The organism is Candidatus Peribacteria bacterium (genome assembly GCA_023038255.1).
Lineage (GTDB): Bacteria > Patescibacteriota > Gracilibacteria > Peribacterales > Peribacteraceae > CALREJ01.
In genome coordinates this window covers 630,933-655,379 of the sequence record CP082927.1, presented here as the reverse complement: position 1 = coordinate 655,379, position 24,447 = coordinate 630,933, and the positions used below count along the sequence as shown (strand labels likewise).

Here is a 24,447-nt window from a genome sequence, read left to right as displayed (position 1 = left end):
ACGCATGGAACGCAGACCTACATTACACGATATTTCTTGGTTTTTAGACCAGTCTAATTTTAATAAACTTAATCTCGACCCCCCTTATCAGAGACGTAGTGTATGGACTGCAAAAGATAGGAAATTTCTTTTGGATACTATTTTTAGAAATTATCCATTTCCTCCCATCTTTCTTCATCAAGATAAAGATGATAATGGTTCTGCAACATATAATGTTGTTGACGGTAAGCAACGTATTCAAACAATAATAATGTTTACTAAAGATGAAATAGCAATTGATAGAGACTTTGGAGACACAAATTTAAATGGTAAAAAGTTCAGTGAGTTAGATTCAAAATATAAGAAAATATTTTGGGATTACGTTGTATTAGTTGATTATATAGATATTCCATCAGGCGAAGAAGTAAATGAGGTTTTTGATCGTGTTAATAGAAATGCTCGTAAGCTTGTTGAGCAGGAATTAAGGCATGCAAGATATGAAGGGTGGTTTATAAAAGAAGCTGAAACTGAAGCATTAGCTCCTTTTTGGGAAAAAATTAAACTAAGTACCAAAGCAAATATTAGAAGAATGCGAGATGTTCAATTGGTGTCTGAATTATTATTAATTACTATTGATAATAAAATTGAAGGCTTTAATCAAGATTATTTAGATAAACGTTATTCCGAACTTGATTCAATTGAAGGAATTGAATTTGATGAAGAAGCATATCAAGAAAAAAAATCTTCAATTAAATCTATTATTGAAGATATGGTTGACTCAAATGATCGTTGTATTGATTTTATAAAGACTGGTTACAATCTTTATACGCTCTGGGCTGTATTAACTCTCAATAATATTACAGAAGATCATACTGTTATTGCGGAGAATTATTTAAAATTCCTAGATAAAGTAAGTGAATTTAAAAATGAAGAAGATGCTGATTCTTTTTTGGCAACACATGACGCGTCATATAAGAATGCTTATGAATATTTTGTAAATACAAGTGGTGCAAGCACTGATTTCAAGCAACGAAAAGCAAGATATGATGCCTTAAAAAGTGCCTTATTAGATTAATATGAAAATTACTGCATCTTTAAGAAATGCATATCAACAGCAGGTCGAAGGCAATATCCAGCTTGAAAAAAAAGTTAGAGCTCTTTTGCAGGGATTGAGTAAAAAAGAGTGGCATTATGAAGGTAGGCAAAAAAAGATTGAAAGTTTTGCACTTAAAGTTGAATCCATTTGGGGTGGAGATCCTAGAAGCTTGGAAGATTTTTTTGCTTGTACACTTGTTGTAAGAAATTCATCTGAAATAGATGAGGCTATTGAAAAAGTTTGTGAAAAGTTTGAAATTCAACATCAACGCCCAGAAAAGAGAGATTTTACAAAGAAAGCCCCAAGCTCTTTTATTTTTGATGATTTGAGGTTATATCTTAAAATAAAAAAAAATCCTTCTTTACGTCCTGATCCTATAGATGACATTATTTTTGAATTGCAGATAAAAACTTATCTTCAACATGCATGGACAATTGCTACTCATGATTTGACTTATAAAACTGATGATATTAGCTGGCCGAAGGCAAGAGTTGCTTATCAAATTAAAGCCATGCTTGAACATGCAGAAGTGTCAATTAAGGAAATCGATAAAATTGCCGCTTCTCCTGAATTGCACAAGAAAAATGATGAAATTCAAGATTTACTCTCTTTAAAAGAAATTCTTGAAGAATTATGGCTAAAAGAAGATTTAACAGAGAATATAATAGGTTTAACAAAAAATATTCAGACATTACTAAAAGCATTAAATCTTTCACCTGATCAAATGAAATTAATGATCGTGGAAGCAACTAGTAATGGAAAGGGTGTAAGAATAAAAGACCTTCCTCCGTATCTAATAATTTTGCAAACAGTTATTGAGTATAGGCCAGATTTGATTAGGAAATTTTTTGCACAAAAAAGAGCTAGAGCAATGATTTTTGTTCCTAGTGAAATTAATATTACATCTATCAAAAATGTAGATGAAACAAAAATAGTAAGACTATAATAAAATTTTTCTGGTGGACCGGGCGGGACTTGAACCCGCGACCAATTGCTTAAGAGGCAACTGCTCTACCGACTGAGCTACCGATCCACGCGCCCCGCGAAGCTCCAGAGAGCGAAGTAGGGTATGTAAACTTGAAAACGAATGCCGATCCAATGATCGGACCGCGATAGGATAGCAAAAGACCTGTTCTGCGCAAAGCTTCTTTAGAGAACCTTCCGCGCATGCGCCGTTTCCGGATTATCACTAGAAGGAACCAGAATGGCTATGGGGAGGCCTTCGGACCAGGCGACGGTGTTTGGCTGGATGATGAGGGGGATTTTCTTTCCGAGGGAGATGGCCGCAGCCTGCTCTGTGTCCAATTCAACTGACACAAAATCTTTCAGAATGTCTTTCAGCGGGATGACATCGGACCAGACGGCTGCGTCGGGTTTGACGGCCTGCTTCACGTCCCAGTTCCCTACTTTCGTCCGGCGCAACGCTTCCAGGTACCCACCGACCCGGAGTAACTGTCCCAGGTCATGTGCGAGGGAGCGGATGTACGTACCGGAGCCACAGGCAACGCGCAGGACGAGTGATGGGTAGGTGTAGGAGACAATATCGCACGCGGAGATTTCCACCTCGCGCTTGGGCATCTGCACCTCGATCCCCTGCCGTGCGAGATCGTATGCGCGCTGACCGTCTACATGGACCGCGGAGTGTGCGGGAGGAGTTTGCGATATACGCCCAACGAAACGCTCTTCAATCATGCGGCGGACGGCAATGTGGTCCGGTTCCGGGACGCCGGGTTTGATGGGATATTTTTCGATGCTGCCTTCGCGGTCGTAGGTGCTGCTGACGGCGCCGAAGGTGACCGTTGCTTCGTATTCTTTGGTGAGGTGATTGAAAAATTCAATCACCTTGAGTGCCTTTGCACCGACTGCCACGACCATCAGACCAGAGGCTGCCGGGTCGAGGGTGCCCAGGTGTCCTGCTTTGGATTCATGCAAAACATTGCGCACGGTTTGCACAATATCGTGGCTGGTGGGGCCGACTGGTTTATCGATCAAAATGAAGCCGTGACGCATGGGAGGAGACTATAGATTTTGGCCTCATTTTGCCAGAGATTAGAGCACTTCATCGTCGTCCCCATAACCCATTACCCATAACTCATAACCCATCATTTAGGCGAATGCCGGCAAAATAGCACTTAACACAATGGCGAGTAGGCCAAGGACGGCAACAACACGGACAATTTGCTTCTGTTTCATGGGAGAACGGTGAGAGAGGTAGAAGTCGAGTTTTCGTGACCGGCTCCGTCATCAATAATCAATTTTACGGTGTAGTCACCGGGTTCGGCGTAGAGGTGAACGGGGTTGGCATCGGATGACTGTGCGCCGTCTCCAAAGTCCCAGAGGTAGTTTTTCGGGGAGCCCGTGGTACAGGCTGAGTAGAACTGGACGGAGCTGCCTGCTTGAATGTTCTCTTTGCTGCGTGTCATACATGCAAGCAAGACAGGAGCACGGACAACGAGTGACGACGTTGCGCGGTGGGATTTACCGGCGGCGGTCTGGACTGTGAGGCCGATCGTATAAGTCTTTGGAATGGTGTAGGTGTGCGTGACTCTGGCGCCTTGCGTGACTTCCGGCGTGCCATCTCCAAAGTTCCAGATGAATCCCGTTACGTCGTCTCCGGGGATGCTTGTTTCCGATGCATCGAAACTTACTTTGAGCGGAGCAAGGCCAGTCTCCGGATTCATGGCGATCGAGACGAGTGCAGAGGGCTGCTTGGCAATCACTTTGAATGTTTTACGCAGGACGTGATTATTCAGATCCTGTGCGACGAGTGTGAGCGTGTACGTGCCATCACGGCGGTAAATGGCCTGGAGATTCGTCTTTGTAGAACCGACTTCGGTCGCATCCGGTGCTTCCCAGTTGAATTCCACAAACGCGGTTTTCGTACTGGGGGTGAGATTCAATGTGAGCGGCACTTCGCCCTGAATGGTATCGCCCTGTGGTTTTGGTGATCCTTCAAACGAGAGATCCGGAAGACTGAGCTGATCCACGACCTGCACAGCTGTGTTGAGAGTGGCAACAGCGCCGCTTTCGGAGCGGACTTTTGCTTCAATGGCGTAGTTTCCATTTTCAGAGAACGTGTGTGCGACGCGCATGCCGCTTCCCTGCTGGCCATCCCCAAAATCCCACTGTACATCTGCGACGGGGGTGGTGGTCTGAATACTGAAGAGGGCTGCAAAAGGCGGAGAACCAATCAAAAGAGACGGTTCGTGTTCCAGTGTGACCGGGAACGGCAATGGCTGCGGTTCCTGCACAGTAATGGTGCGCTTGTAGGTGGCCTGCGTTTTATTCACAAGCTCAATGAGAACGGTGACGGTGTAGGTGCCTGTTTTGAAATACGTGTAGGTTGCCTGGAGTGTTTTTCCTTCGGAGTCGACTTTGCCATCACTCTCAAAATCCCACTGCACGTTTGCAAGTCCGGTCGGATCTTTCACGAGGGAGGCAATACTGAAGACCACCGGTTTTTCGACAATGGGAATAGACGGGGAGACCCCAAAGACTGCCGTGAGGATGGTGAAGCGCCTTCCTGCTGTGCGCGTGCTGCCGTCTGCGGCGGTCATGGTTACAGATAGTGTGTAGGCACCTTCGCGGTCATAGGTCGCGGTGAGAGTCGGGACAACAGTTTCCTGATCCGCTTTGCGGTCGCCGTTTAAGTCCCATTTGTATGTCACAGGTCTGAATCCACGGGTGGCAAGGACAGCGACAGCTTTTTCGACACTGAAGTTCATGGAGACCGGTGCGACCATTTCCTGGCTGGTGGTGGGCTTGGTGATATCAATACTGATGCCCGGTTCGCGGGAAATCATGAAGGCGGTGAACGCACTCAGGATTAATCCTGGAATGACAAAAATCACCAGACGGATGAGGGCGTTCTGGCGGGTGTTTCCCACAACGTGAGACTGCGCAATGCGCATGAGGAGCGCGGCTCCTGCAATCACGAAGACGAAACCACCGATCGCCATACTCAGCAGTCCAACGAGCACCAAAGAACGCATGGCCTGGTCAGACGACGGCAGGATGGCCATGAGCGCGAACGACCACAGAATGTAGAGGGCATAGGCAATACCGGCACCCATCAGCAGCATTTTCTCGATCTTCTTTGCTGCATCAGACATTTGCTGTGGCGCAGGAGTGGGGGCGGACGGAGGTGTCGGAGGCAACGGCTCAACGGGCTGTGGAGTGAGGCCATCGACGGACACGGGTGTCTCTGCCATAGAATCAGCGGGAAGAAGGTGAAACGGAACCGGACATAGTCGTCAGACCCGCTCCCGGGAACGGTGCGGCGTCTGTGGGAAGTGTGAACGTGACAGGAATGTTATGCTTGCTGATATCAACCGTGAGCTCAACATCCTGCGGCTGTGCGGCATTGGTCGAAGAAATAGTCCACGAGATGCGGTGGATCTGGAAGGTGTCTGCATCAATCCAGATGGTTCCGTTTGCCTGCAGATCGGAGAGCGCATCCATGTCGGCGGTCGCTTCCTGTCCGGAGACGCGGGATACTTCAGTCAGGTAGTCTCTCATTTTCTGCGGATCAATGGTGATGTCGTATTCATACGCCGTGTGATCACCGATGGTGGTGAGTCCATGATCGTTTGTCACGGTGACCACACTTGCCTGCATTCTCAGAAGAGACGGGTCTGGTGCAAGATCAGCAGGGCTGTCTGCATTGTCCGAGGGAATCACCCACCACTGATTCATCATCTGTGCGAGCAGTTCCGGTGGCAGAAGCTGACTGGCAGGGTCGATGGTGAAGGTGTTTAAGCGCAAATAGACTTCGTTTTCTGCAGCGACAATCACGTCACTGGAGAGAGACACGGTACTTTTTTGCTTCTGTTCATTGAGCTTTGTTGCATCAACCTGCAGTGCAAATTGCAGCTGCTTGCCGCCATCGGTGAGGCTGCCGGTTGCGTGTGCGTCGCCATCCCAACTGCCATCAATCAGTTCTGTCTTTCCAGAAAAACTAGCACGCACGTCGAAAGCGGCAGATTCCAGTGACTGGCTCGCCTCCGCGGCTTTATGTAAAACTTGCGAGGGCGGCAGGTCGCCTGCGCGGGTGCAGGAGACGAAAAAGACGACGGAGCAAAGCGCTGGGAAGAATCTGTTCATGAATGGGTGAAAGGCCGGAAGACAGTGTGGCAGAAAACGAGCGGCATTTCCAGTTTACCGAGCCCGTTTCATGGGTACTGCTTCTATATCACTCGGCTCTTTCACGCTGAGGTCTATCGTCCGTCTTTTGGATGCAGTCACATCACCGCGGAGCGTGAGGAGGTGTGTCGCATTTTTCTCAATGGTGAACGCGGGATCAAACACAATGCGGACCGTGTCATCGTCCAGAGAGATCGCGCTTTCTGATATCTGCTGGCCATTGGATGTGTAGAGTGCGAGGTTCTGGAGATCGGTATTGCGGGCAGAGCCGTCGTTGGTGAAGGTGATCGCGTTCACGCTTTGTGCAACAGTGTTTGCTTTCAGAGAAAAGCGAAGCAGGCTGCGGTTTTTTCCAAACAGGACATTGCGGGTGGCAAGCGGCACTTCTGTATAGGTCACGCTGCCTGCGTTTTTGGGAGCCGCCGAGACGGATGCAGATGTTGCTGTTTTCACGCTGACGTCCCCGTTGCTTTGAATATCGTCTTCGCCGTTGAGCACAATGCTATGTTCCGCGCCGGCGTGTGCGTCTGCGGAGAGATCCATGGCAACCTGGAGCGTGCGTGTTGTGCAGGCATCAATCGTGAGTTTGGAAGGACGAAGAATCGCTTCCCCTGTGGTGCGCTGCAAGACAGCGGCTCTGCTGATGCGGGTTGTCCCTTCAAGTAAATACACTCGTTCAATATCGTCTGTCGCCCCCATTCCCTTGTGATGCACGGTGAGAGTCCGGATGCTGACCGGTGCTGCGCAGGAAGCCTGCAACGTCAGTGTGAGCATGGGGATGCGGCTGCCGCCGACAGGAACGGAGCCTATCGTCGTTGGTGTCTGTGTGACGGAGAGTGCACTGCTTAAAACTGCAGCTGCAATGAGTGAGGTTGAAAGAGTGATCATACAACCATGATAAGGAACTCTGTACCGGATGCCAGCATTATCACCACTTTCCTCCCGCGCCACCTCCTCCGGATGAGCCGCCGCCAAATCCCCCAAATCCCCCACCCCCGCTGCTACCACCGAATCCTCCTCCACCCCACATGCCACCGCGACCGCCGCGGCCGCCTTTGAAGAGATGACTGTGCTTGGAGACGATGTAGTCAAAGAAGAGTCCGAGTGCGACGAGGACCGGAATACTCAGCCACCATGCATAGAGCACAGTGAGAACAATACCAAGGACACCACCAGCGACGCCTCCTGCCCACCACGACTTCGACTTCGCAAAACTTGCGGCCAGCCAGTTAAAGCCTATAAACACTAAAAACAGAATCCACGGGAACATGCCGGAGGATTCTTCTGCAGCGTACCGGTCAGCGGTGTATTCGCCGCCGATGTGTTTCTTCATAGATTCCACTGCAGACTCAATGCCATCAGCGTATTCGCCGTCACGGAATGCAGGAATGATATCGGTTTCCACAATCCCTTTTACGACCAGATCCGGCAGTGCCCCTTCAAGTCCGTACCCGGTTGCAATCCAGATGCTTCTATCCTGATACGCAATGAGCATCAACGCTCCGTTATTCTTGTCTTTCTGTCCAACTCCCCAGGTACGCATTGCTTCAAGCGCGACTTCGGCAATATCTGCGCCGCTCAATGACTGTACGGTCAGCACAGCGAGCTGATTGCTTGTGCTCTGGTCATACTCTTTCAGATTCTGTTCCAGACTGTCCTTTTGTTCCGGTGTAAAAATACCGGCTGCATCGGTGACGTATCCGTCGTTTTCCGGCAGTTCAAATGCATGTGCCGGTGCGCTCACCAGAAAAAGAGCACACAGACCGAGACCAAAAAGAGACAGGCGGGTGGTAGTCATGTGTTAATCAAATTGGACGGAAGGAGCAGTCTCTGCGCCAGGTGTGCTCTGGAAACCTGCTTCGGGTACGTATCCGAAGAATGATGCGACAATATTTCCCGGGAAGGTGCGGACGCGGATGTTATAGTCGCGCACAACATCGTTGTAATCCTTCCGGGCGGTTGCGATGCGGTTTTCGGTTCCCTCAAGCTGTGTCATGAGATCGCGGTATGCCTGTGTGGCCTGCAACTGCGGATAGGCTTCCACAGAGACAAGAAGACGGGACAATGCGCTATCAAGGTTTTGTGCAGCAAGAACACCGGCCTCGCGGTTTCCACCGGCATTGAGCCACTGTGTGCGGGCTTCTGTGACAGCGGTGAGTGTGCTCTGTTCAAAATTCGCGGCACCTTTGACGGTACTGACAAGGTTTGGCACGAGATCGAAACGACGCTGGTACTGTGTTTCTACCTGTCTCCAGGAGTTATCGACATTTTCCTTCTGCGTAACGAGTCCGTTGTAACTGCTAAAAACCCAGGCTGCGAGAAGAAGCAGAATGGCAGGGATAATGAGTTTCCAGGAAAATTTCATGGGAGTGAGGAAGGAAATGTACGATGATCATAGCAAACGATGCATGACATATCATACGTTTTTCCAAAAAAATCCACCTCCAATTCTTCTTTAGGGGCGTGTCACTTTTCCGGTGAGTGTCGCCTTCGCAAGCACCTGCCACTTCATGACTTTTTTGAGTTGGTCGATATCTGCGATGTTCTTGAACGTGTACGTGTTGCTGAGTGCGTAGGCGGTGAAGAGATAGCGGTGCGTACCGGTCGGAGGACAGAAGGGCTGGAAGCCTGCTTTCTGTGTGGAGTTCAAGCCTTCGACGCTATCGACGGGAACTTTACCCTGCGGCATGTCTGTGACCTGCGGCGGAATGTTATAGACGACCCAGTGTGTGAATCCTTCTTTTGGTGCGTCCTGGTCAAAAATGTAGAGAGCAAGACTGCGCGTGTTTTCCGGAACGTTCTCAAAAGAGATAGACGGACTGATTCCCTCTCCATCGCACGTGTAGGCAGCCGGAATGTTCCCGTTATCCTCAAACGAACTGCTGATGCTGAATGCAGGAGTCAGCGCATCGCTGATAGCGAAGATGGCTACGATCACAACAATGGCGCCGATCACGCCGGAGGCAATCCAGAGATTCTGCTTTGAAAACTGCATAGAAGAGCGAAAAAGTAGAGAATCATACTATCGAATACGGGGCCAAACCGCAAGACGCATTCAGCGTCATGCCGCGTCTCTGTCTGCGAGAATCTGCGATGCGTGGCCGTCCGGCTGTACGTTCTCGTAGACGTTGATGATGGTTCCGGTGGGATCAATCAGGAATGTTGTCCGCAGGATGCCCATATATTCTTTGCCGTACATTTTCTTTGGTCCCCACACACCGTATGCCTCGACGACGGTTTTCTCTGTATCTGCAAGTAACAAAAACGGCAGTTCGTATTTGTCGGCAAATTTCTTATGACTTGCAACTGAATCGGTACTGACACCAATCACGCTCACTTTCCTTTTTGTGAGTTCGTGGACAGAATCGCGAAAGGCGCAGGCTTCGGTTGTACAGCCCGGCGTGTCATCTTTCGGATAGAAATAGAGAACGATCCATTGTCCGTGAAAATCACTCAGACGATGCATCTCGCCATTCTGATCCGGCAGCGAAAAATCGGGAGCTTTGGTACCTGCTGCGGGAATCATTTCCAATAGAAGAAGACGAGTCCCATCACCAGAAGTCCGGCGAGGTCATGCAGGGAGACTATCCAGAACAGGCGGAAGGATTTCTGTTCATAGGCAAAGTGTGACAGTCTGACTGCAGCAATGAAGCCGACCCATATGACGATGACGCTCGCAAGCATGTCCTGCAGACTTCCCGAGAACGCGCGCGGCATCTGAAGCAACACGTAGCCGGTTACCAGGTAACACAGAAACGATGTGATCATGGCGCTGATCATGTGATCCTTTGTGATTTTCCCTTTTTTCAGCCCCACTTCTTTCATCCAGATATTGCCGAAAACTTTGGGGGCATACCAGATGGAACCGACGACCATATTTAAAAGGGCCGCTATCAGTACAGATAAAAACATCGAAGCATCCATGAAGAAGGGGGAAAGTTTATCTGACATTCTACTCGTCTTTCATGGTTATAAAAGCTCAGAGGACCTGTTTTAAAGCACGACGCAATGAAAAACAAAAAAGCGGACAGGCAATTCTGTAAGGATGAGACCGGCACTGCGTCTTATCTGTATACGTACTTCCTTCCCCTTTTCCCTATGGCAGAAAACGAATCGTCATCATCGACCATGATCGTGGCTCTTGTAGCCATCCTGGTCATCGTTGCTCTCGGTTTCCTTCTTTATAAGCAGTTGCCGAATGCAGGTGCGCCGGCAAGTAATTCAGGAATCGACGTTGATGTCGACCTTCCTGGAGGCAATACACCGAACCCGTAAGGACTCACTATGTTTCAGATTCTGATCTGATTCTATTTTCTCCCCCTCATGTCTATGGCAGATGAAAAGACTGAAGAGCAGAAGCTCGCTGAAAAAGAAGCAGAAAAGAAACGCTGGGAAGATTCCGGCAAAAAAGGTGTCCCCTTCTTCGGAAGTATTTCCGACCTGGGCGACAAGGACCAGAAAGGAGTCGGCACCGGCAAATAATTAACGGCGGTTTCCCCCACGACGCGGGCCGCGTCTGCCTCCCCCTTCACGGGGTGGGCGGGCCGGTCCGCGCGATGGTGGACGGGCTGCTGATGATCGCGGTGTGCGTGGAGAGCGCGGAGAATCGTACCGTGGGCGTTCTTCGTCACGTTCGACGGCAATAGGAGCGCGGGGCGGGGGCAGATCTTTCGGCATTGCGGCCTTCGGAATCTGTCCACGGATGAGACGTTCAACGGTGCGCAGTGAATTGAGCTGATCCGGCTGCACGAAGCTGATAGCTTTGCCTTCGCGTCCTGCACGGGCCGTACGACCGATGCGGTGGACGTAGTCTTCTGCGTCATCCGGCATGTCGTAGTTGATGACGAGTTCGATACCGGTCACATCAATGCCACGAGCGGCAATATCTGTTGCAATGAGCACGCGGTACTTTCCGGATTTGAATCCGTCGAGTGCTTCGCGGCGCTGTGCCAGGCTTCTGTTGCTGTGAATTTCTGCAGCCGGGTGTCCGATGACGTTTACAGAGCGGGCGATTTTCTTTGCGCCGAACTTTGTGCGGGAGAACACGAGGACTGATCCTTTGTATTCCGCAAGCAAATGTTCGAGCAGGCGCATCTTGTCACCACGGGCGACAACAAATACTTCCTGTTGCACGCGTTCTGCAGCGGTTCCTGCAGGTGCGACCTCAATGCGCAGCGGCAATTTCATGTGTGCTGTCGCAATTTTTACAATTTCGTGCGGCATGGTTGCCGAGAAGAGCATGGTCTGACGTTCCTTGGATACGGCACCGAGGATCTGATTGATCTGCGGGGCGAATCCCATATCAAGCATGCGGTCCGCTTCATCGAGGACGAGCATGTTTACGGTTGCAAGAGTAATCGTGCGGTGTTCCATGTGATCGATCAAACGACCGGGTGTGGCGATCACCACATGCGGCTTGTTGCGGATCATCTGGCGCTGCAGGTTCATTGATGCTCCTCCAATCAGGACCGCTGTGCGGAGTCCCAGGGAGCGTGCGACGCGCTGGAATGTTTCATCTACCTGGAGCGCGAGTTCGCGGGTCGGGAGAATCACAAGTCCGTGTCCTTTGCTTGCAAGGAGGTGCTGGATCATCGGGATGCCAAACGCCAATGTCTTTCCGGTTCCGGTCTGTGCAATACCGATAATATCTTTTCCTTCAATGCCCGGCCGAATACAGGAAGCCTGAATAGGCGTCGGGGTCACGAATTTTTCGCGATCGAGAGCTGCCAGGAGCTTGGGCTCAATCGGGAGTGCGTGAAAACTGCCGGTCTCTGAAGGGGTGTCCTTTTCCATGAAGTGCCAGTGTAGCATTTCTTTTACACTTTGGCGATGTACTATTTAGGCGTTCTGAGCGTTTTCAAGCACAAAAAGCAGAATCGAGTCCAGAATCGGCGCATTATCCTCATCGGCATACTCTAGTCGCAGAGAGGGGTGCCTGTTTGCATGAATGCGTAAAAACTGGCCGGTATTGTCGACATCAAGAACCTGGCCGAGGTTGATACTGATGGATTTCTTCCCGCCCTTAAATACCAGTCGTTTATTGGTGATAATGAGATTGCCGCTATCTTTCCAGTCGTCCGCCTGCAGATTCATGGCCTCTGACCAGTAGACCCGTTCCTGCGGGCGCAGAAGCATGCGCGGGATATCAATAATCGGCATGTTGCCTTTGCGCATTTCACTGAGGACCCGCATTCGGTAGAGCTGCTTTTTCGTTTTTGCGATATCGGCGTCCTTCAATCCCAGATAATCCTGAATCTGCTCGAGCTCATCCCATTCATCATCGGTCACGTCGGTATCTGTTGTTGCAGTCTCGAATGCAGTCACATATGCCTGTACGCGGATGGCATCGAGCACCTCAAGAGGCAGACCCAATTCTTCCCGTGTCTTTTCGAGTGTATCGATTTCCTCTTTTGTGAGCTTGCCGTCCTTCACTGCTTCCAGCACCGCCTGCCGGAATTCCCGTGCTGTGACGCCGGTTCCTTTTTTTGCAAGTGCCGTGAGCGTGGAGAGAGACAGAATTTCTAACATCAGAGAGACAGAAAGAAGTGATGGAGAGCAGTATCGCCGCGGACTTCCGGATGAAATGTTCCTGCGAGTACGCGCTTTGATTGTACGAGCACCGGTTCCTTCTGATAAGACGCAAGAACCGTCACATCCTGACCGACCTGTGTAATGCGCGGTGCGCGGATGAATGCTGCATGAACAGCATCAGGAATGCCGGTGACCGCAATATCTGCTTCAAAACTATCACGCTGTGTTCCGTAGGCATTGCGCTCAATCGTGATGTCGATCAGCCCAAGGGGTGTCGGTGCATTCTTTCCGGTTGCGGCTGTTGCCAGAAGAATTGCACCGGCGCAGGTTCCAAAAACGGCAAGTGTTCCATCAGACACTTTGTGTGTGATCACCTCCCCCACCCCCGTCTCCCGCAAAAACCGCGCGATGACGGTGCTTTCTCCACCTGGAATCACGAGATGCGTGATCGACGTCAGATCTGTGCGTGTGCGGATTTCTGTTGCGGTGTGCCCGAGCTTTAAAAAAATCGCAGCATGTTCTGCGACGTCACCCTGGAATGCGAGAATGCCGATGACCGGAATCTCCTGACTCATACAGTGTGCACAGAAACAATTACCATCCGCGTTGCTGCATGGATGTTTCCAATGTGGAAATTTCCAGTCCCGGCATCGGGTTGCCGAGGCCCTCGGAAAGGGTCGCGAGCATTGCGCTATCGGTGTAGTTGATGGTGGCACGGACAATAGCTGCAGCAGTCTGTGCAGGATTTTCTGATTTGAAAATACCCGATCCCACAAATACGCCTTCTGCACCGAGTCCCATCAGGAGCGCTGCATCTGCCGGAGTTGCAATGCCGCCGGCCACGAATGTCACCACAGGCAGGCGCTGTTCATCGCGGATGCGCTCGACGAGTGCAAGCGGGATTCTTTCGGTCTCTGCAAATTGTTTGCGGCCGTCGGTATTCATGGTTTGCAGGCTCTTCATTTCCCGCTGGATCATTTTCAGATGACGGACTGCCTCAATCACGTTCCCTGTCCCCGCCTCCCCTTTTGTACGGATCATGGCTGCTCCTTCGTTCACACGCCGCAGCGCCTCGCCGAGGTTTGTGGCGCCGCAGACAAACGGAATCGAAAAACTTTTTTTCTCGACATGGTCAAACGGATCGGCCGGCGTAAGGACTTCACTCTCATCAATAAAATCCACTCCGAGTGATTCAAGAATGCGCGCCTCAGCGGTGTGACCGATGCGGATTTTTGCCATAACAGGAATAGAGACTGCTGCCTGAATGTCTTTGATCAGACGCGGATCACTCATGCGTGCCACTCCCCCGTCGCGGCGGATATCGGATGGAACACGTTCGAGTGCCATCACTGCACACGCTCCTGCTTCTTCCGCAATCTTTGCCTGCTCCGCATTCACCACATCCATAATGACGCCGCCTTTGAGCATGCGCGCGAGATCGTCGCCGAGGGTATGAGATGAGGACGTCATGAAAAGAGAGATGTTATTACTTCATGGTCGGGACGAAAGGACTTGAACCTTCGGCCTTACGGTCCCGAACCGTACGCTCTAGCCAACTGAGCTACGTCCCGACTGCGCGCGATACTACAAGACTTATTTCGCTCAGGCTAGGGTGCTGCGTCTTTGTTGCTTCTATGAACAAAATATGATTAATAAACAATAAATTTAAAATATAGCAATACTAGTCCCCCACTCTCAAAACACGATGATGTACAAAAATTGTGAACATGTGATCTAATGCTATTCCTCGAATATGCCGGTGATAAACGTGAGATCAAGCAAAATGTTACACAAATTGTTGTTATAATTAGAACACATTCCTGCGTCAATCATCACTGGACAATAAAATCCGTCTCCGTACACTCCCCGAGTCCCTTCCGGGGACCTACTATGAAACACGTGAAGTACACAACGCATCGCGCTGCTTCACTTCCGCTCGTGCTTATGCACGTAGCGTTCATTACCTTCCTCACATTGAGCATGGTAATGAGCCTCCCGACTCTTCGGTAAGAGCAGGTGAAGTGAAAGGCCCACCGACATTCGCACCGGCGAATGACCATCATCCCCTCTCCCTACGGTATCGACCCTGAGACGGCCGTCTCTATGAACCCGATAATGGGGTTCTTTTTGTGTTATAAGGCTATCGGCAATGCTTTGTGGATTCGCGGCTTCTCAGGTGTCATTTTTAACGTGCACTATCCTTCAGTATACCCGTCGCAATCACCTGTCCCTGATCCGGCGCATCGTTCTTTTGACGCAGGAGAATCACCACATTTCTATAGGTTTTGATCTCTGCTTTTGTCGTCAGTCGTGCGTAATGACGCACATCGCCTGCAGTATTCTCCAGTGTTCCAATGGGCAAACGCTTGCCCGCAGCATCTTCGAGCCAGGCATCGTACACCGTGCCTTCTTTGGCGGTCGCAATGTTTAACTGTACGCCAATATTGGTGGACCCATCTTCAAACTCATACGCAGTCGCGACGCCGTTTGCCAATGTCCCGTTTGCACCGGTAAGCGCCCCGATTGCCAGGTTCATCATCTCGCCATGTTCGGTGTCTTTTGCCTGATTGTTGGGCGTTACCGTTAGTGTGGGAGTGGAGGCAGTGCTTTCTGTGTCACCGGTAACGGGAGTGTTTGCAAAACAGGCGGACAACACTGTTAGCAGAAGAACCGCGAGAACTATGGGGCGTAGATGCATGTGCAAATCTTACCACAACATGCCTGTTGCCTGAGCGGTGTATTTCTCGCGTTCTTCGCGTGCGTGGTCCGCAGCTCTGCGGGCTATCTGCTTGTATCGTCTTTCATCCATAGGAAAGAGCTGTGAGAGTTCACGTGCGACGGAGAGGAGTTCTTCGACATTCTGCGAGAGCGCGATGAAGTGTGTGTTCTGTTCAATGGCATCAGCATAGGCAGAGAAGATGGCATCGAACTCCAGTTTCCTGGTGAGGAGTGTTGCTTTCTGTTCCGGATCGCGTGCGGTCTGCAGGAGGAGATCCAGCATGCCGAGATCTGTGTATTTCCCGATTGCGTAGGCTTTCTCAATAGCAGCAGTTGCACCCGAAATATCCTGATCGCGCAGGAGCGCCATGGCCCGCAGCTTCCATGCACGGGCATCGAGAGCATTCTGTGTCATGTACACAGTGAGGGCGTTCAGAGCGGATGCAGGATCGTTTTTCTGGAGGTACAGCTGTGCCTCGCTCAGATGCATATCACGGCTGAACCATTCATGCTTTGCACGGTCGTACCACTGCAGAGCGGTGTCGGTTTCCCCATTGGCTTCTGCATGACGACCGAAAGACGAAAGGACCAGTCCTATACCTTCCGCGAACACGGCAGTCAGAAGGAGAACAGCCAGAAAAATTTTGACGCGGATGAGGTAGCGGGAAAATTTCCAGTACATGAACGATGTTGCGACGGATTCTTTCCGTGCACGCGGCACCATCAAAAATCCCAGACACAGCCAGAACGGAAGCGCGATGCCCACAAACTGGAAGTTGTAGTCGATCATGTTGTGCGCAGCAACGCCAAGGACCGCAACCAAAAGAAAGACTGCATTCATGTCTTTTTCCTGTGACCATTCACGCCTGTCCACAAAAAGCATCCGTGCAGATGACAGCACCGGCGTGAGTACAATAAGGACAAGCAACACCGCGACAATCCATCCAAAATCCAGTGCGGTATTCAGAATAACGTTATGCGCGTGGTCCGATGTTGCCAGGACGTGCTGCATGGAAGATGGCTGCACGAAGCGGAAACTGTATGGACCGTATCCAAGGAACGGATGATCAAACGAACGCTCGAAGGACTGCTGCCAGAACTGACTGCGCTCGTCGATGGATGATGTCCCCTCGGACGCGGTAAAGGTGATTTTTTCTGCAACAGACTGAACCGGGTAGAGCTGTGATCGCAGTTGGTTCACACCGAGGAAGAGGAGAACGGCGATCGTTGTGACAACCACCGCCTGTACGATAATGCCCGATACGGCACTCTTGAGAATGCGCTTATACCGGATATCACTGATGCCAAGAGCGCCGATAGAGAGGACTGTCAGAATGCACTGTCCCACAAATGCCAGAAGAGCGCCGCGCGAATAGCTCAGGAGTAATGCACCGATCAGCATTCCCAATCCCAACAGGATGACGGCACGCAGCTTCAGTGCTTCCGTGCGAATGAGCTGCAGAACAACAAGCGGCCATGCAAGCAGCGCAAAATCAGCCCATGCATTCGGCCAATAGTCTGTTGTGAACCGGATATCAAAGAATGTGCCAACCAGACGGTTTACGGGCTGGAAGACATAGACGGCGATTCCTATAAGAGCGGCAATGATTGCCGTTGCGGTAATCACCTGTAAAAAACGAGTGAAAAATCTCTCCTGTGTTCCATCAATTTTCTGGCGGATCACCCAGAGGAAAATCAATGATAAGGAAACATTCCGAAAGACTGTGTCCAGTCCGTAATTCTGCACGGATGAGTGCAGGTAGCTAGCAATGCTGAGAAACATCAGACCAAGCACCATAGCCCAAAGAAAGACCGGTGTATCAATCTTCTTGGCGCCTGTTGCCGCATCGCCGCTCGTAATCCCAAAGAACCGTTTTGCTGCATACAGAAGCGTCATAATGCCAGCGACACCTGCCAGTAACCACGTTGATTCCAGGCCCTTTCCCCCTCTCCAGAGGATGGAAAAGCACAAAAGCAGGAGAAGAGACCACTCACTGATGCGGGAGACAGACAAACGATTCATGGCGTAAAGTATAGGCCAATTTACCTGGCGAATGAACATGAATGTACAATGGCCCAAGTTTTGGTATCATCCCCCGGCTCGCGGATAGACGCGCGCAGGCACTTCACAGAATCGGCCGATGTGGCGGAATGGTAGACGCGTACGCTTCAGGAGCGTATAAGAGCAATCTTGTGGGAGTTCGAGTCTCCCCATCGGCACCACGTAAAAACGCGCAAAGCGAAGTGACAGTTGTTTTTACGTGCCGCGTGGCGCTGCCAAGCTGGCTCACTGTACATTTTTCTTGCATTTGTCATTTTTTTGGCTTTAATGCCTCAAATTTATGATGCTCAACGTGTACAGCGCCGATGTGACTGATGAGGCAACTGTCCTTGGTTTTCCGGATTTAATGCTCGATGAAGATGTTTTGGCTGCAGGCAAAGTACATATAGTTGTATCTGTTTGTTTAAACAGCAGAAAAAAATTAGTACAGATCATCCTTCGGGCACAAGTCATTTCTATTGATGACGAACAGACGACAGTATTTGAAATCAAGAAAGGATCACTCAGTATGGCCGAATCCCCTATTACGCATGAAATTATTTCCTTCAATCAGCAACAACTGCGTTTTATCGGAAATACCATTCTCCCTCTTCTTAAAAAAGAAGGTGATTATTAAATAGATGGTTATAAAGTCGGAATAAACCGCATCGACAGTGAATTCACACAGTGCCGCGTGTCTTTCGGGGTAATTTTTTCTCCGTGGAACACATGGCCCAAATGTCCTCCGCAGTTGGCACACTGAATTTCCGTGCGCATGCCGTCACTGTCGGGAATGCTTTTGACAGCTCCGGGAATGGCATCATCAAACGCGGGCCAGCCACAGCCGGCATCAAATTTATCCGTTGAGCGGTACAGTTCTGCATTACAGCGTTTGCAGATATACGTTCCTGCTTCATAAAAGTTATCGTATTCCCCGCTGAACGGACGTTCCGTTCCTTTGTCCTCTATGACATGTGCCTCTTCTGCAGTGAGCTGATTGAGTTCCATGCTGTTATTGTCCTCTTTTCACGTCTCTGTGCAAACAAGCGGAATCGGATTCTGGTCGGGCTCCATTAAGTCGGTCATTTTCTGTGCCTGGTGCGGAAAAGAGGTATAATCAGGGGATGAAAACTATTGCTGTCTACTTTACGGATCCGCACTTCAATGGATATCCATTCAATAAAGAAGAATACAGGAGCGCCTATCATGACCTGGCGGCAATGATTGCAGAAAAAGGCGGCCGTTTTGTGATTGTGCGCGGATTGGATACGTACAGAGAAGGGATGACATTTTCACGCTACTGGGCATTTGAGAATGATGATTTCCGGCTGCATGATGAGCCAATCAGCGTGGATATGATGTATGACAAGGGTGAAGATTTTGTCGGCGATGCCAATACGCGTTTTGCCAATGATCCTGCATTTGATGCTGTTTGTTCCGACAAAGAGCTTACAGCAGAGATGTTTCCGGATCTCGTTCCTGTCACTTTTGTTGCCCATGCAGCATCAGAACTTGATGGTGTTCTGCAGAAAATTCCTACAGACACCGTCGTTGCCAAACCTATTGATGGTGCCGAAGGACGCGGTATTTTTATTGAGTCCAAAAAGGATATTGCAAAGCATGTGACAGATTTTCCGTATCTCATTCAGGAATTTGTGGATACCTCCGATGGCATTCCGGGTTTGGTCGACGGCATGCACGATTTCCGGATGGTCTGCATTAATGGCGAAGTAGTTGTGAGTTACATCCGGACGCCTGCGGAAGGATTGCGTATTTCCAATGTATCTCTCGGCGGAAAGGAGACGGAGGTATTGATTGGAGACATTCCTGATGAAGCTTTGAACATGATGAAGATAGTCGACGCAAAACTGTCCCGGTATCCGCGCCGCATTTATTCTGCGGATTTTGCACGCGGCAAAGGCGGGAACTGGAGATTGATTGAACTTAATGCGAAGGTAGGACTGTCCCCGCTTTCTATGGGAAAAAACTACAGGCATTTTTATGAAAAGCTGACAGATCTTCTGCTGGGTGAAGCATATGGTCCTGCTTGATCAGCTCTGCTAGAGTAAGCCCTTTTATGAATGCGCCCTCTTCCATACACCGCTTTGTCGGACCGACCGATGTCCGCCGTTTTGCATCCGCTGATACCATTGAACATATCCAGATAGTGGTTGATGATCTGCGGGAATTTATCGTACACAGAGTCCGTTCGTCCGGGGACGCTGGCTGTAGTGTGGATGAGATTATTGATGCCATAGGGATTCCCCGCCGCTTCTTTGCGGTTGTGCGGGATAAAATGAATGTGCTGCTGCGAGAGAAATCTCTTTCAAAAGACAGAGAAAGGGGGCTGTATTTCTATGAGGAGACCTCGCTTACTTGACGATCCAAATTATCACTCTAAAATAGGGACTGCTAACCAAGTCATTTTTCTTTCATTTCCCATACATTTTCTATGGCAACTCTTCCAAAATTAGCCGTCTCGATTGAACCTCTTGGAGATCGTGTCGTTGTCATGCCTATTGAGGCTGAACAGGTTACAGCAAGTGGCATTGTGATTCCCGATACGGCCAAAGGCGAAAAGCCCCAGGAAGGTATTGTGCTCGCACTCGGAAAGGGCGGCATGGGCAAAGACAATGTAAATCCGCACGATTACCTGAAAGTCGGCGACAAGGTCCTCTTCGGAAAATATGCCGGTGACGACGTCAAACTCAAGGATAAAGACAATAAAGATGTCGAAGTCAAAATCCTCCACGTTGATTCCATTCTTGGTCTCGTAAAATAACGCATCCCTATTCTCCTATTTCCTATTACCTATAACCTATTATATGGCTAAACAACTTCTCTTCGGTGACCAGGCACGTCAGAAAGTGCTGAGCGGTGTCACCAAACTCGCAGCTGCTGTCCGCGCAACCATGGGTCCCAAGGGCCGCAACGTTGTGATTGATAAGAAATACGGCGGACCGACTGTCACGAAAGATGGTGTCACAGTCGCCAAAGAAATCGAACTGGATGATCCGTTTGAAAATATGGGCGCGCAGCTTGTGAAGGAAGCGGCAACGAAAACAAACGATGCTGCCGGTGACGGAACCACAACCGCAACCGTTCTTGCACACGCAATGATGGACGAAGGCATGAAGCACTTAAGCTCCGGTTCCAATCCGATTCTCATCAAGCGTGGTATGGAAATGGCGACGGGCGCAGTGACAGATTTCCTCGGCAAATTGAAAAAAGATGTGACGAAGAAAGATGAGTTCGAAGCCGTTGCGACAATTTCTGCACAGGACAGCGAAATCGGAAAGGCTATTGCAGAAGTCATCGACGAAGTGGGAAAGGACGGAGTCGTGACTGTGGAAGCGGGTCAGACACTGGGTCTTGAGAAAGAATTCGTGGAAGGTATGCAGTTCGATAATGGCTACATCTCGCCATATTTCGTGACTGATACCGCTCGCATGGATGCTGTATTTGAGAATGCATCCATTCTCATTACCGACAAAAAAATCAGCTCCATTCAGGAAATCCTGCCGCTTCTTGAGGGCCTTGCCCAGAAGGGTAAGAAGGAAATCGTGATCATTGCAGAAAACATTGAAGGCGAAGCACTCACGACCCTCATTCTGAACAAACTCCGTGGCACATTCGTGGCTCTTGCTGTGAAGGCTCCCGCATTCGGTGATCGCCGCAAAGAAATCCTGAAAGACATTGCCGCTCTCACAGGCGGTCGCGTCATCAGCGAGGAAGTCGGTCTGAAGCTTGAGAATGCAACGGTTGCCGATCTTGGAACAGCACGTCGTGTTGTTGCGAGCAAAGATGCAACACTCATTGTGGGTGGCCGCGGAAAGAAAGCGGATATTGAAATGCGCATCAATGAAATCAAGGCACAGCTCGACTACACAAAGTCAGACTTCGACCGCGAGAAACTCCAGGAGCGCCTCGCAAAGCTCACTGGTGGTGTTGCTGTCATCAAAGTCGGTGCCGCGACAGAAGTGGAACAGAAAGAGAAGCAGCACCGCGTGGAAGACGCTCTCTCCGCAACACGTGCAGCTGCTGAGGAAGGAATCGTCCCGGGAGGCGGAACGGCGTACATCCGCGCATTGCCGACACTTGAAGCATTGCTTAAAAAGACCAGCAACAAAGACGAGCAGATCGGTATTCAGATCGTGATGAACTCTCTCACGGCTCCTGCCAAGAATATCGCAGAAAATGCAGGTGTAGCCGGTGATGTTGTGGTGAGCAAAGTGAAGGAAGGAAAAGACGGCTTCGGATACAACGCTCTCACGGGTGAATACACAGACCTCGTGAAAGGCATGGTGATTGATCCGAAGAAAGTCTCACGCGCAGCACTTGAAAACGCAGTCTCCGTTGCTGCCATGTTCCTCACGCTGGAAGTTGCTGTCACCGATATTCCGAAGAAGGAAGAGCCTGCTATGCCGGCAGGTGGTGGAATGGGTGGAATGGATTTCTAAAGATTATAGAGATAAAACCCCCAGCACATTCGTGAGCTGGGGGTTTTAAAATCTGAAAGGATCAGATTTTATTAATCCGCATCTTTCTTTCTTGCAAGGTACATAACCACGAAACCACCAATGGTTCCGCAGTAGATAATAGAGATGAAACCCTCTCTTTCCGGATGTTTCAAGATGCACTGTATTGTATGAGTAAAGCTCAACAGTATAAAAAAAACGGACATTCTGTATATAAACTGTTGTTTATCCGCAATTTCTTTACTTCGTGAAACAAGCAGAATGATTCCTTCCGCTGTACCGCTTCCTACAAGGAAGCTTAGTAGCACTAACATAAGTACAAGCATCTGTTTTCCTTGCGTGTGAAAGACCGTGAAGCAGAAACCGAACATACGATCGGCAAAATATTATAAACTTTTCGCATTATTTGGCAAATTGTGATGAGCCTTGAGTGTGCTTACTCAAAACCTCCAACAATTGTGGGAATATCAAACCTATCCAGGTATTCCTTCATACGTCCGTACATTTCCGTGCGCTCTTCAATGGTCATCGCCTTGTGTGCTTCATAGTGTGTCAGTCTTTTTTCCATGACAGCCAAAGAGGATCGCATGCTTTCGTAGGCAGGAACGTAACTCTCGACAATCGTCTCTCCGAAAATCTGGAATGCAAAGAATTCCCGGTTCAGATCCGTGATAAATGTTCGAATGACATCCACAGACACAAAGCGCGGATCGATGATGCTTTCTTTAATCTTTTCGAATACCTTCTGCACATCTGAAAACTTTTTGATGACATGCATCTGAATCAGAATCTGCGCAGCTGCTTCCCTGTCTTGCATAGATGCTGCCGCCCCGAGTGCATCGTATTTTTCTTTTAGTTTCGACGCATAGGTCACAAACGGCGCCATGATGACTTCATCGAGAAGTTCAGGACGTACCTGCATCAGGAATTCCTGCACTTTGACCGGAATTTCATCAGCAGATAAATAATCCGGCTCAAAAATATCCGGATTGTCTGCAAAGCTTTTGGCAACAGACATAATTCCTGCACCGTACTCCGCAATGATATCCTCATGTTTTTTCAGCTGAGTCTGGAGTCCGGCGCGATCATTCTGATTGAAGCCGCTTTTTTCGACAATGTCCGTCTCGTTACGCTTCTGCAGATCTTCTCTGGCAGATGTCATACAGGTCATGACTGCAGAGATATTCGGCTTTTTTGTGACGTCTTCACTGATATGACTCTTAATAGTGGCAACACGGGTGCGCGCTTTTACTTTGTACAAATTAGAGCAGAATTGCAGTGTCTCCGCGCATTCCCCGAATAATTCATTCGCTCTACTGCGCATATCCTGTTTTACAGAATCCGCAGCCTCGGCTTTCCATTGTGCATCAATTTCACCATTGATGTTTTTGATTCTGACAATGAGCTTTGAAAGCTTTGATACTTCATTGCTATACGCAAGTTCTTCGTGATGTGTTTTGCGCTTGGCGTCATATCCATTTTCGAAGAACTGTGCAGACCGTCTTTCAAACTGTTTCTTTTTTGTCGGTGATTTTTTTCTGTCATCTGTTTTCAGGTAGATTATTGCCCCTTCCACCGCATTCGGTGCACCACGAACATCTGCTTCAATGCTCTCGGTCTGGTTGTGCTGTGATGCCACAATCAAAATACGCTTGTTGCGCGGAGAGAGTTGCGTCGCTCTTTCCAGAATTTCTTTGAATCGTGGAAGTGCCGCAGCTTTCATTTTCAGGTGCTCCACTGGGTCTTCCTCCGGGAACTCTGCTATCTGGAGCTTTTCCAGAAGGGAATCGGCAACAAGATTGATATCCATCAGGATGGGGTCCAGAGACAAATCATCAAAGCGCGTGCTTGCCTGGAAGACAATTCTCTTGTCGACGACGGTGAATCTTGGAACGCAAAAATCCTCCGGCTGACAGTAGAGTTCCTGAATACGCTTGAAACGGCAGTCAGGCATTCTGGACCAGATCAGCATGCGCAATTGTTCCCCTTCGGGAAACAGACCATCGATGTCATTGATGTCTCCCAGGCGTACAAAACGCTCATTCCAGATTTCTGCACTGAAGTCCTCTTTTTGCTTTAAAGGATTGCTGATTTCTTTGATCTCATTGGTGTGAATAAGCAGCTCGGACATTCTTGTTCTCGATGCAGCAATTTCTTTTGCAATACTTTCAAGTTTTCCGGGATTCCGGATATTTTCGATTCTTGCCTCTAAAAGCTCTGCGTTGCTTCGGTTTTCACTAAATTCTGCATCAAGAGAGCTGAGAACATCAGCGGTGGAAAGTGTGGGTGACATAGTGGGGAACAATAATTGATTGCTTTCAGGGATTCAATGAAAAAGGGCGCTGAGATCATACAATCTCAGCAACCCGATCCTTCTACCCTAACTGAGTGTCCACTAACAGGTGGGATTTTCTCGTAGCAGAGTTCATGGCAGCAAAGACGTGAGGCAGAAGGATGTGTAT

General features: G+C 49.4%; 26 protein-coding genes and 3 tRNA genes. 10 read left to right on the top strand and 19 right to left on the bottom strand.

What is annotated here, in order from left to right; all coding sequences use genetic code 11:
* Window positions 1–4 precede the first annotated feature (4 nt).
* Complete coding sequence (locus K8942_03070) at window positions 5–1,054, top strand: DUF262 domain-containing protein (protein ID UPA22024.1); 1,050 nt, start codon at window positions 5–7, stop codon at window positions 1,052–1,054.
* A gap of 1 nt (window position 1,055) precedes the next feature.
* Entirely contained in the window at window positions 1,056–2,021 is a 966-nt protein-coding gene (locus K8942_03065) for a hypothetical protein (GenBank protein UPA22023.1), read from the top strand.
* Window positions 2,022–2,032: 11 nt separating this feature from the next.
* Here K8942_03065 and K8942_03060 read toward each other — a convergent pair.
* The 10 genes from K8942_03060 to K8942_03015 form a co-directional block, all read right to left on the bottom strand.
* Window positions 2,033–2,108 (bottom strand) — tRNA-Lys (locus tag K8942_03060).
* A gap of 116 nt (window positions 2,109–2,224) precedes the next feature.
* Window positions 2,225–3,085: a tRNA pseudouridine(55) synthase TruB gene (truB, locus tag K8942_03055; GenBank protein UPA22022.1), complete on the bottom strand. Its 861-nt coding sequence runs from the start codon at window positions 3,083–3,085 to the stop codon at window positions 2,225–2,227.
* Between the two features lie 179 nt (window positions 3,086–3,264).
* A complete protein-coding gene (locus tag K8942_03050) occupies window positions 3,265–5,286 on the bottom strand; it encodes a PKD domain-containing protein (protein ID UPA22021.1) in 2,022 nt (673 codons plus the stop codon).
* A 4-nt stretch (window positions 5,287–5,290) separates the two neighbouring features.
* Window positions 5,291–6,178 (bottom strand): hypothetical protein, encoded by an 888-nt coding sequence (locus K8942_03045; GenBank protein ID UPA22020.1) that lies wholly within the window; start codon window positions 6,176–6,178, stop codon window positions 5,291–5,293.
* Between the two features lie 54 nt (window positions 6,179–6,232).
* Window positions 6,233–7,105, bottom strand: coding sequence for a hypothetical protein (locus K8942_03040; GenBank protein ID UPA22019.1), 873 nt, complete (start codon window positions 7,103–7,105; stop codon window positions 6,233–6,235).
* A 40-nt stretch (window positions 7,106–7,145) separates the two neighbouring features.
* Window positions 7,146–8,015 (bottom strand): TPM domain-containing protein, encoded by an 870-nt coding sequence (locus K8942_03035; protein UPA22018.1) that lies wholly within the window; start codon window positions 8,013–8,015, stop codon window positions 7,146–7,148.
* Between the two features lie 3 nt (window positions 8,016–8,018).
* Window positions 8,019–8,582, bottom strand: a complete 564-nt coding sequence (locus K8942_03030) for a LemA family protein (GenBank protein ID UPA22017.1) — start codon at window positions 8,580–8,582, stop codon at window positions 8,019–8,021.
* Between the two features lie 90 nt (window positions 8,583–8,672).
* On the bottom strand, window positions 8,673–9,212 hold the full coding sequence (locus K8942_03025) for a YbhB/YbcL family Raf kinase inhibitor-like protein (GenBank protein UPA22016.1): 540 nt from the start codon (window positions 9,210–9,212) through the stop codon (window positions 8,673–8,675).
* 66 nt (window positions 9,213–9,278) lie between these two features.
* Window positions 9,279–9,743, bottom strand: a complete 465-nt coding sequence (gene bcp / locus K8942_03020) for a thioredoxin-dependent thiol peroxidase (GenBank protein ID UPA22015.1) — start codon at window positions 9,741–9,743, stop codon at window positions 9,279–9,281.
* Window positions 9,740–10,168, bottom strand: coding sequence for a DUF1761 domain-containing protein (locus K8942_03015; protein UPA22014.1), 429 nt, complete (start codon window positions 10,166–10,168; stop codon window positions 9,740–9,742). Before K8942_03015 ends, bcp begins: the two co-directional genes overlap by 4 nt.
* A 57-nt stretch (window positions 10,169–10,225) precedes the next feature.
* On the opposite strand from K8942_03015, the gene K8942_03010 reads away from it, so the two are divergent.
* Window positions 10,226–10,492 (top strand): hypothetical protein, encoded by a 267-nt coding sequence (locus K8942_03010; GenBank protein ID UPA22013.1) that lies wholly within the window; start codon window positions 10,226–10,228, stop codon window positions 10,490–10,492.
* Between the two features lie 54 nt (window positions 10,493–10,546).
* Window positions 10,547–10,699 (top strand): hypothetical protein, encoded by a 153-nt coding sequence (locus K8942_03005; GenBank protein UPA22012.1) that lies wholly within the window; start codon window positions 10,547–10,549, stop codon window positions 10,697–10,699.
* On the opposite strand, the gene K8942_03000 is transcribed toward K8942_03005, so the two are convergent.
* From K8942_03000 to K8942_02970, 7 genes are all read right to left on the bottom strand, one after another.
* On the bottom strand, window positions 10,700–12,010 hold the full coding sequence (locus K8942_03000) for a DEAD/DEAH box helicase (protein UPA22011.1): 1,311 nt from the start codon (window positions 12,008–12,010) through the stop codon (window positions 10,700–10,702). It lies immediately after the preceding gene.
* Between the two features lie 45 nt (window positions 12,011–12,055).
* On the bottom strand, window positions 12,056–12,745 hold the full coding sequence (locus tag K8942_02995; GenBank protein UPA22010.1) for a hypothetical protein: 690 nt from the start codon (window positions 12,743–12,745) through the stop codon (window positions 12,056–12,058).
* Entirely contained in the window at window positions 12,745–13,323 is a 579-nt protein-coding gene (gene pdxT / locus K8942_02990) for a pyridoxal 5'-phosphate synthase glutaminase subunit PdxT (GenBank protein ID UPA22009.1), read from the bottom strand. Before pdxT ends, K8942_02995 begins: the two co-directional genes overlap by 1 nt.
* A gap of 19 nt (window positions 13,324–13,342) precedes the next feature.
* A complete protein-coding gene (gene pdxS / locus K8942_02985; GenBank protein UPA22008.1) occupies window positions 13,343–14,218 on the bottom strand; it encodes a pyridoxal 5'-phosphate synthase lyase subunit PdxS in 876 nt (291 codons plus the stop codon).
* 24 nt (window positions 14,219–14,242) lie between these two features.
* Window positions 14,243–14,319: transfer RNA gene (locus K8942_02980), tRNA-Pro, on the bottom strand.
* A 614-nt stretch (window positions 14,320–14,933) separates the two neighbouring features.
* Complete coding sequence (locus K8942_02975) at window positions 14,934–15,446, bottom strand: hypothetical protein (protein ID UPA22007.1); 513 nt, start codon at window positions 15,444–15,446, stop codon at window positions 14,934–14,936.
* 9 nt (window positions 15,447–15,455) lie between these two features.
* Window positions 15,456–17,489 carry an O-antigen ligase family protein gene (locus K8942_02970; GenBank protein UPA22006.1) on the bottom strand — a complete coding sequence of 678 codons (2,034 nt, stop codon included), beginning with the start codon at window positions 17,487–17,489 and terminating at the stop codon, window positions 15,456–15,458.
* 114 nt (window positions 17,490–17,603) lie between these two features.
* Here K8942_02970 and K8942_02965 point away from each other — a divergent pair.
* Together K8942_02965 and K8942_02960 are read left to right on the top strand one after the other, a co-directional pair.
* A tRNA-Leu gene (locus tag K8942_02965) sits at window positions 17,604–17,689 on the top strand.
* Between the two features lie 131 nt (window positions 17,690–17,820).
* Window positions 17,821–18,144: a hypothetical protein gene (locus K8942_02960; GenBank protein UPA22005.1), complete on the top strand. Its 324-nt coding sequence runs from the start codon at window positions 17,821–17,823 to the stop codon at window positions 18,142–18,144.
* Between the two features lie 8 nt (window positions 18,145–18,152).
* On the opposite strand, the gene K8942_02955 is transcribed toward K8942_02960, so the two are convergent.
* Window positions 18,153–18,515 carry a methionine-R-sulfoxide reductase gene (locus tag K8942_02955; protein UPA22004.1) on the bottom strand — a complete coding sequence of 121 codons (363 nt, stop codon included), beginning with the start codon at window positions 18,513–18,515 and terminating at the stop codon, window positions 18,153–18,155.
* Window positions 18,516–18,631: 116 nt separating this feature from the next.
* On the opposite strand from K8942_02955, the gene K8942_02950 reads away from it, so the two are divergent.
* From K8942_02950 to groL, 4 genes are all read left to right on the top strand, one after another.
* Window positions 18,632–19,558: a hypothetical protein gene (locus K8942_02950; protein ID UPA22003.1), complete on the top strand. Its 927-nt coding sequence runs from the start codon at window positions 18,632–18,634 to the stop codon at window positions 19,556–19,558.
* A 26-nt stretch (window positions 19,559–19,584) separates the two neighbouring features.
* Entirely contained in the window at window positions 19,585–19,887 is a 303-nt protein-coding gene (locus K8942_02945; protein ID UPA22002.1) for a hypothetical protein, read from the top strand.
* A 72-nt stretch (window positions 19,888–19,959) separates the two neighbouring features.
* Window positions 19,960–20,289 (top strand): co-chaperone GroES, encoded by a 330-nt coding sequence (locus K8942_02940; protein ID UPA22001.1) that lies wholly within the window; start codon window positions 19,960–19,962, stop codon window positions 20,287–20,289.
* A 43-nt stretch (window positions 20,290–20,332) separates the two neighbouring features.
* Window positions 20,333–21,967 (top strand): chaperonin GroEL, encoded by a 1,635-nt coding sequence (gene groL / locus K8942_02935; GenBank protein UPA22000.1) that lies wholly within the window; start codon window positions 20,333–20,335, stop codon window positions 21,965–21,967.
* A 454-nt stretch (window positions 21,968–22,421) separates the two neighbouring features.
* Here the strand turns inward: groL and K8942_02930 are convergent, their stop codons facing one another.
* Window positions 22,422–24,278, bottom strand: a complete 1,857-nt coding sequence (locus K8942_02930) for a hypothetical protein (GenBank protein UPA21999.1) — start codon at window positions 24,276–24,278, stop codon at window positions 22,422–22,424.
* Window positions 24,279–24,447: the final 169 nt, after the last annotated feature.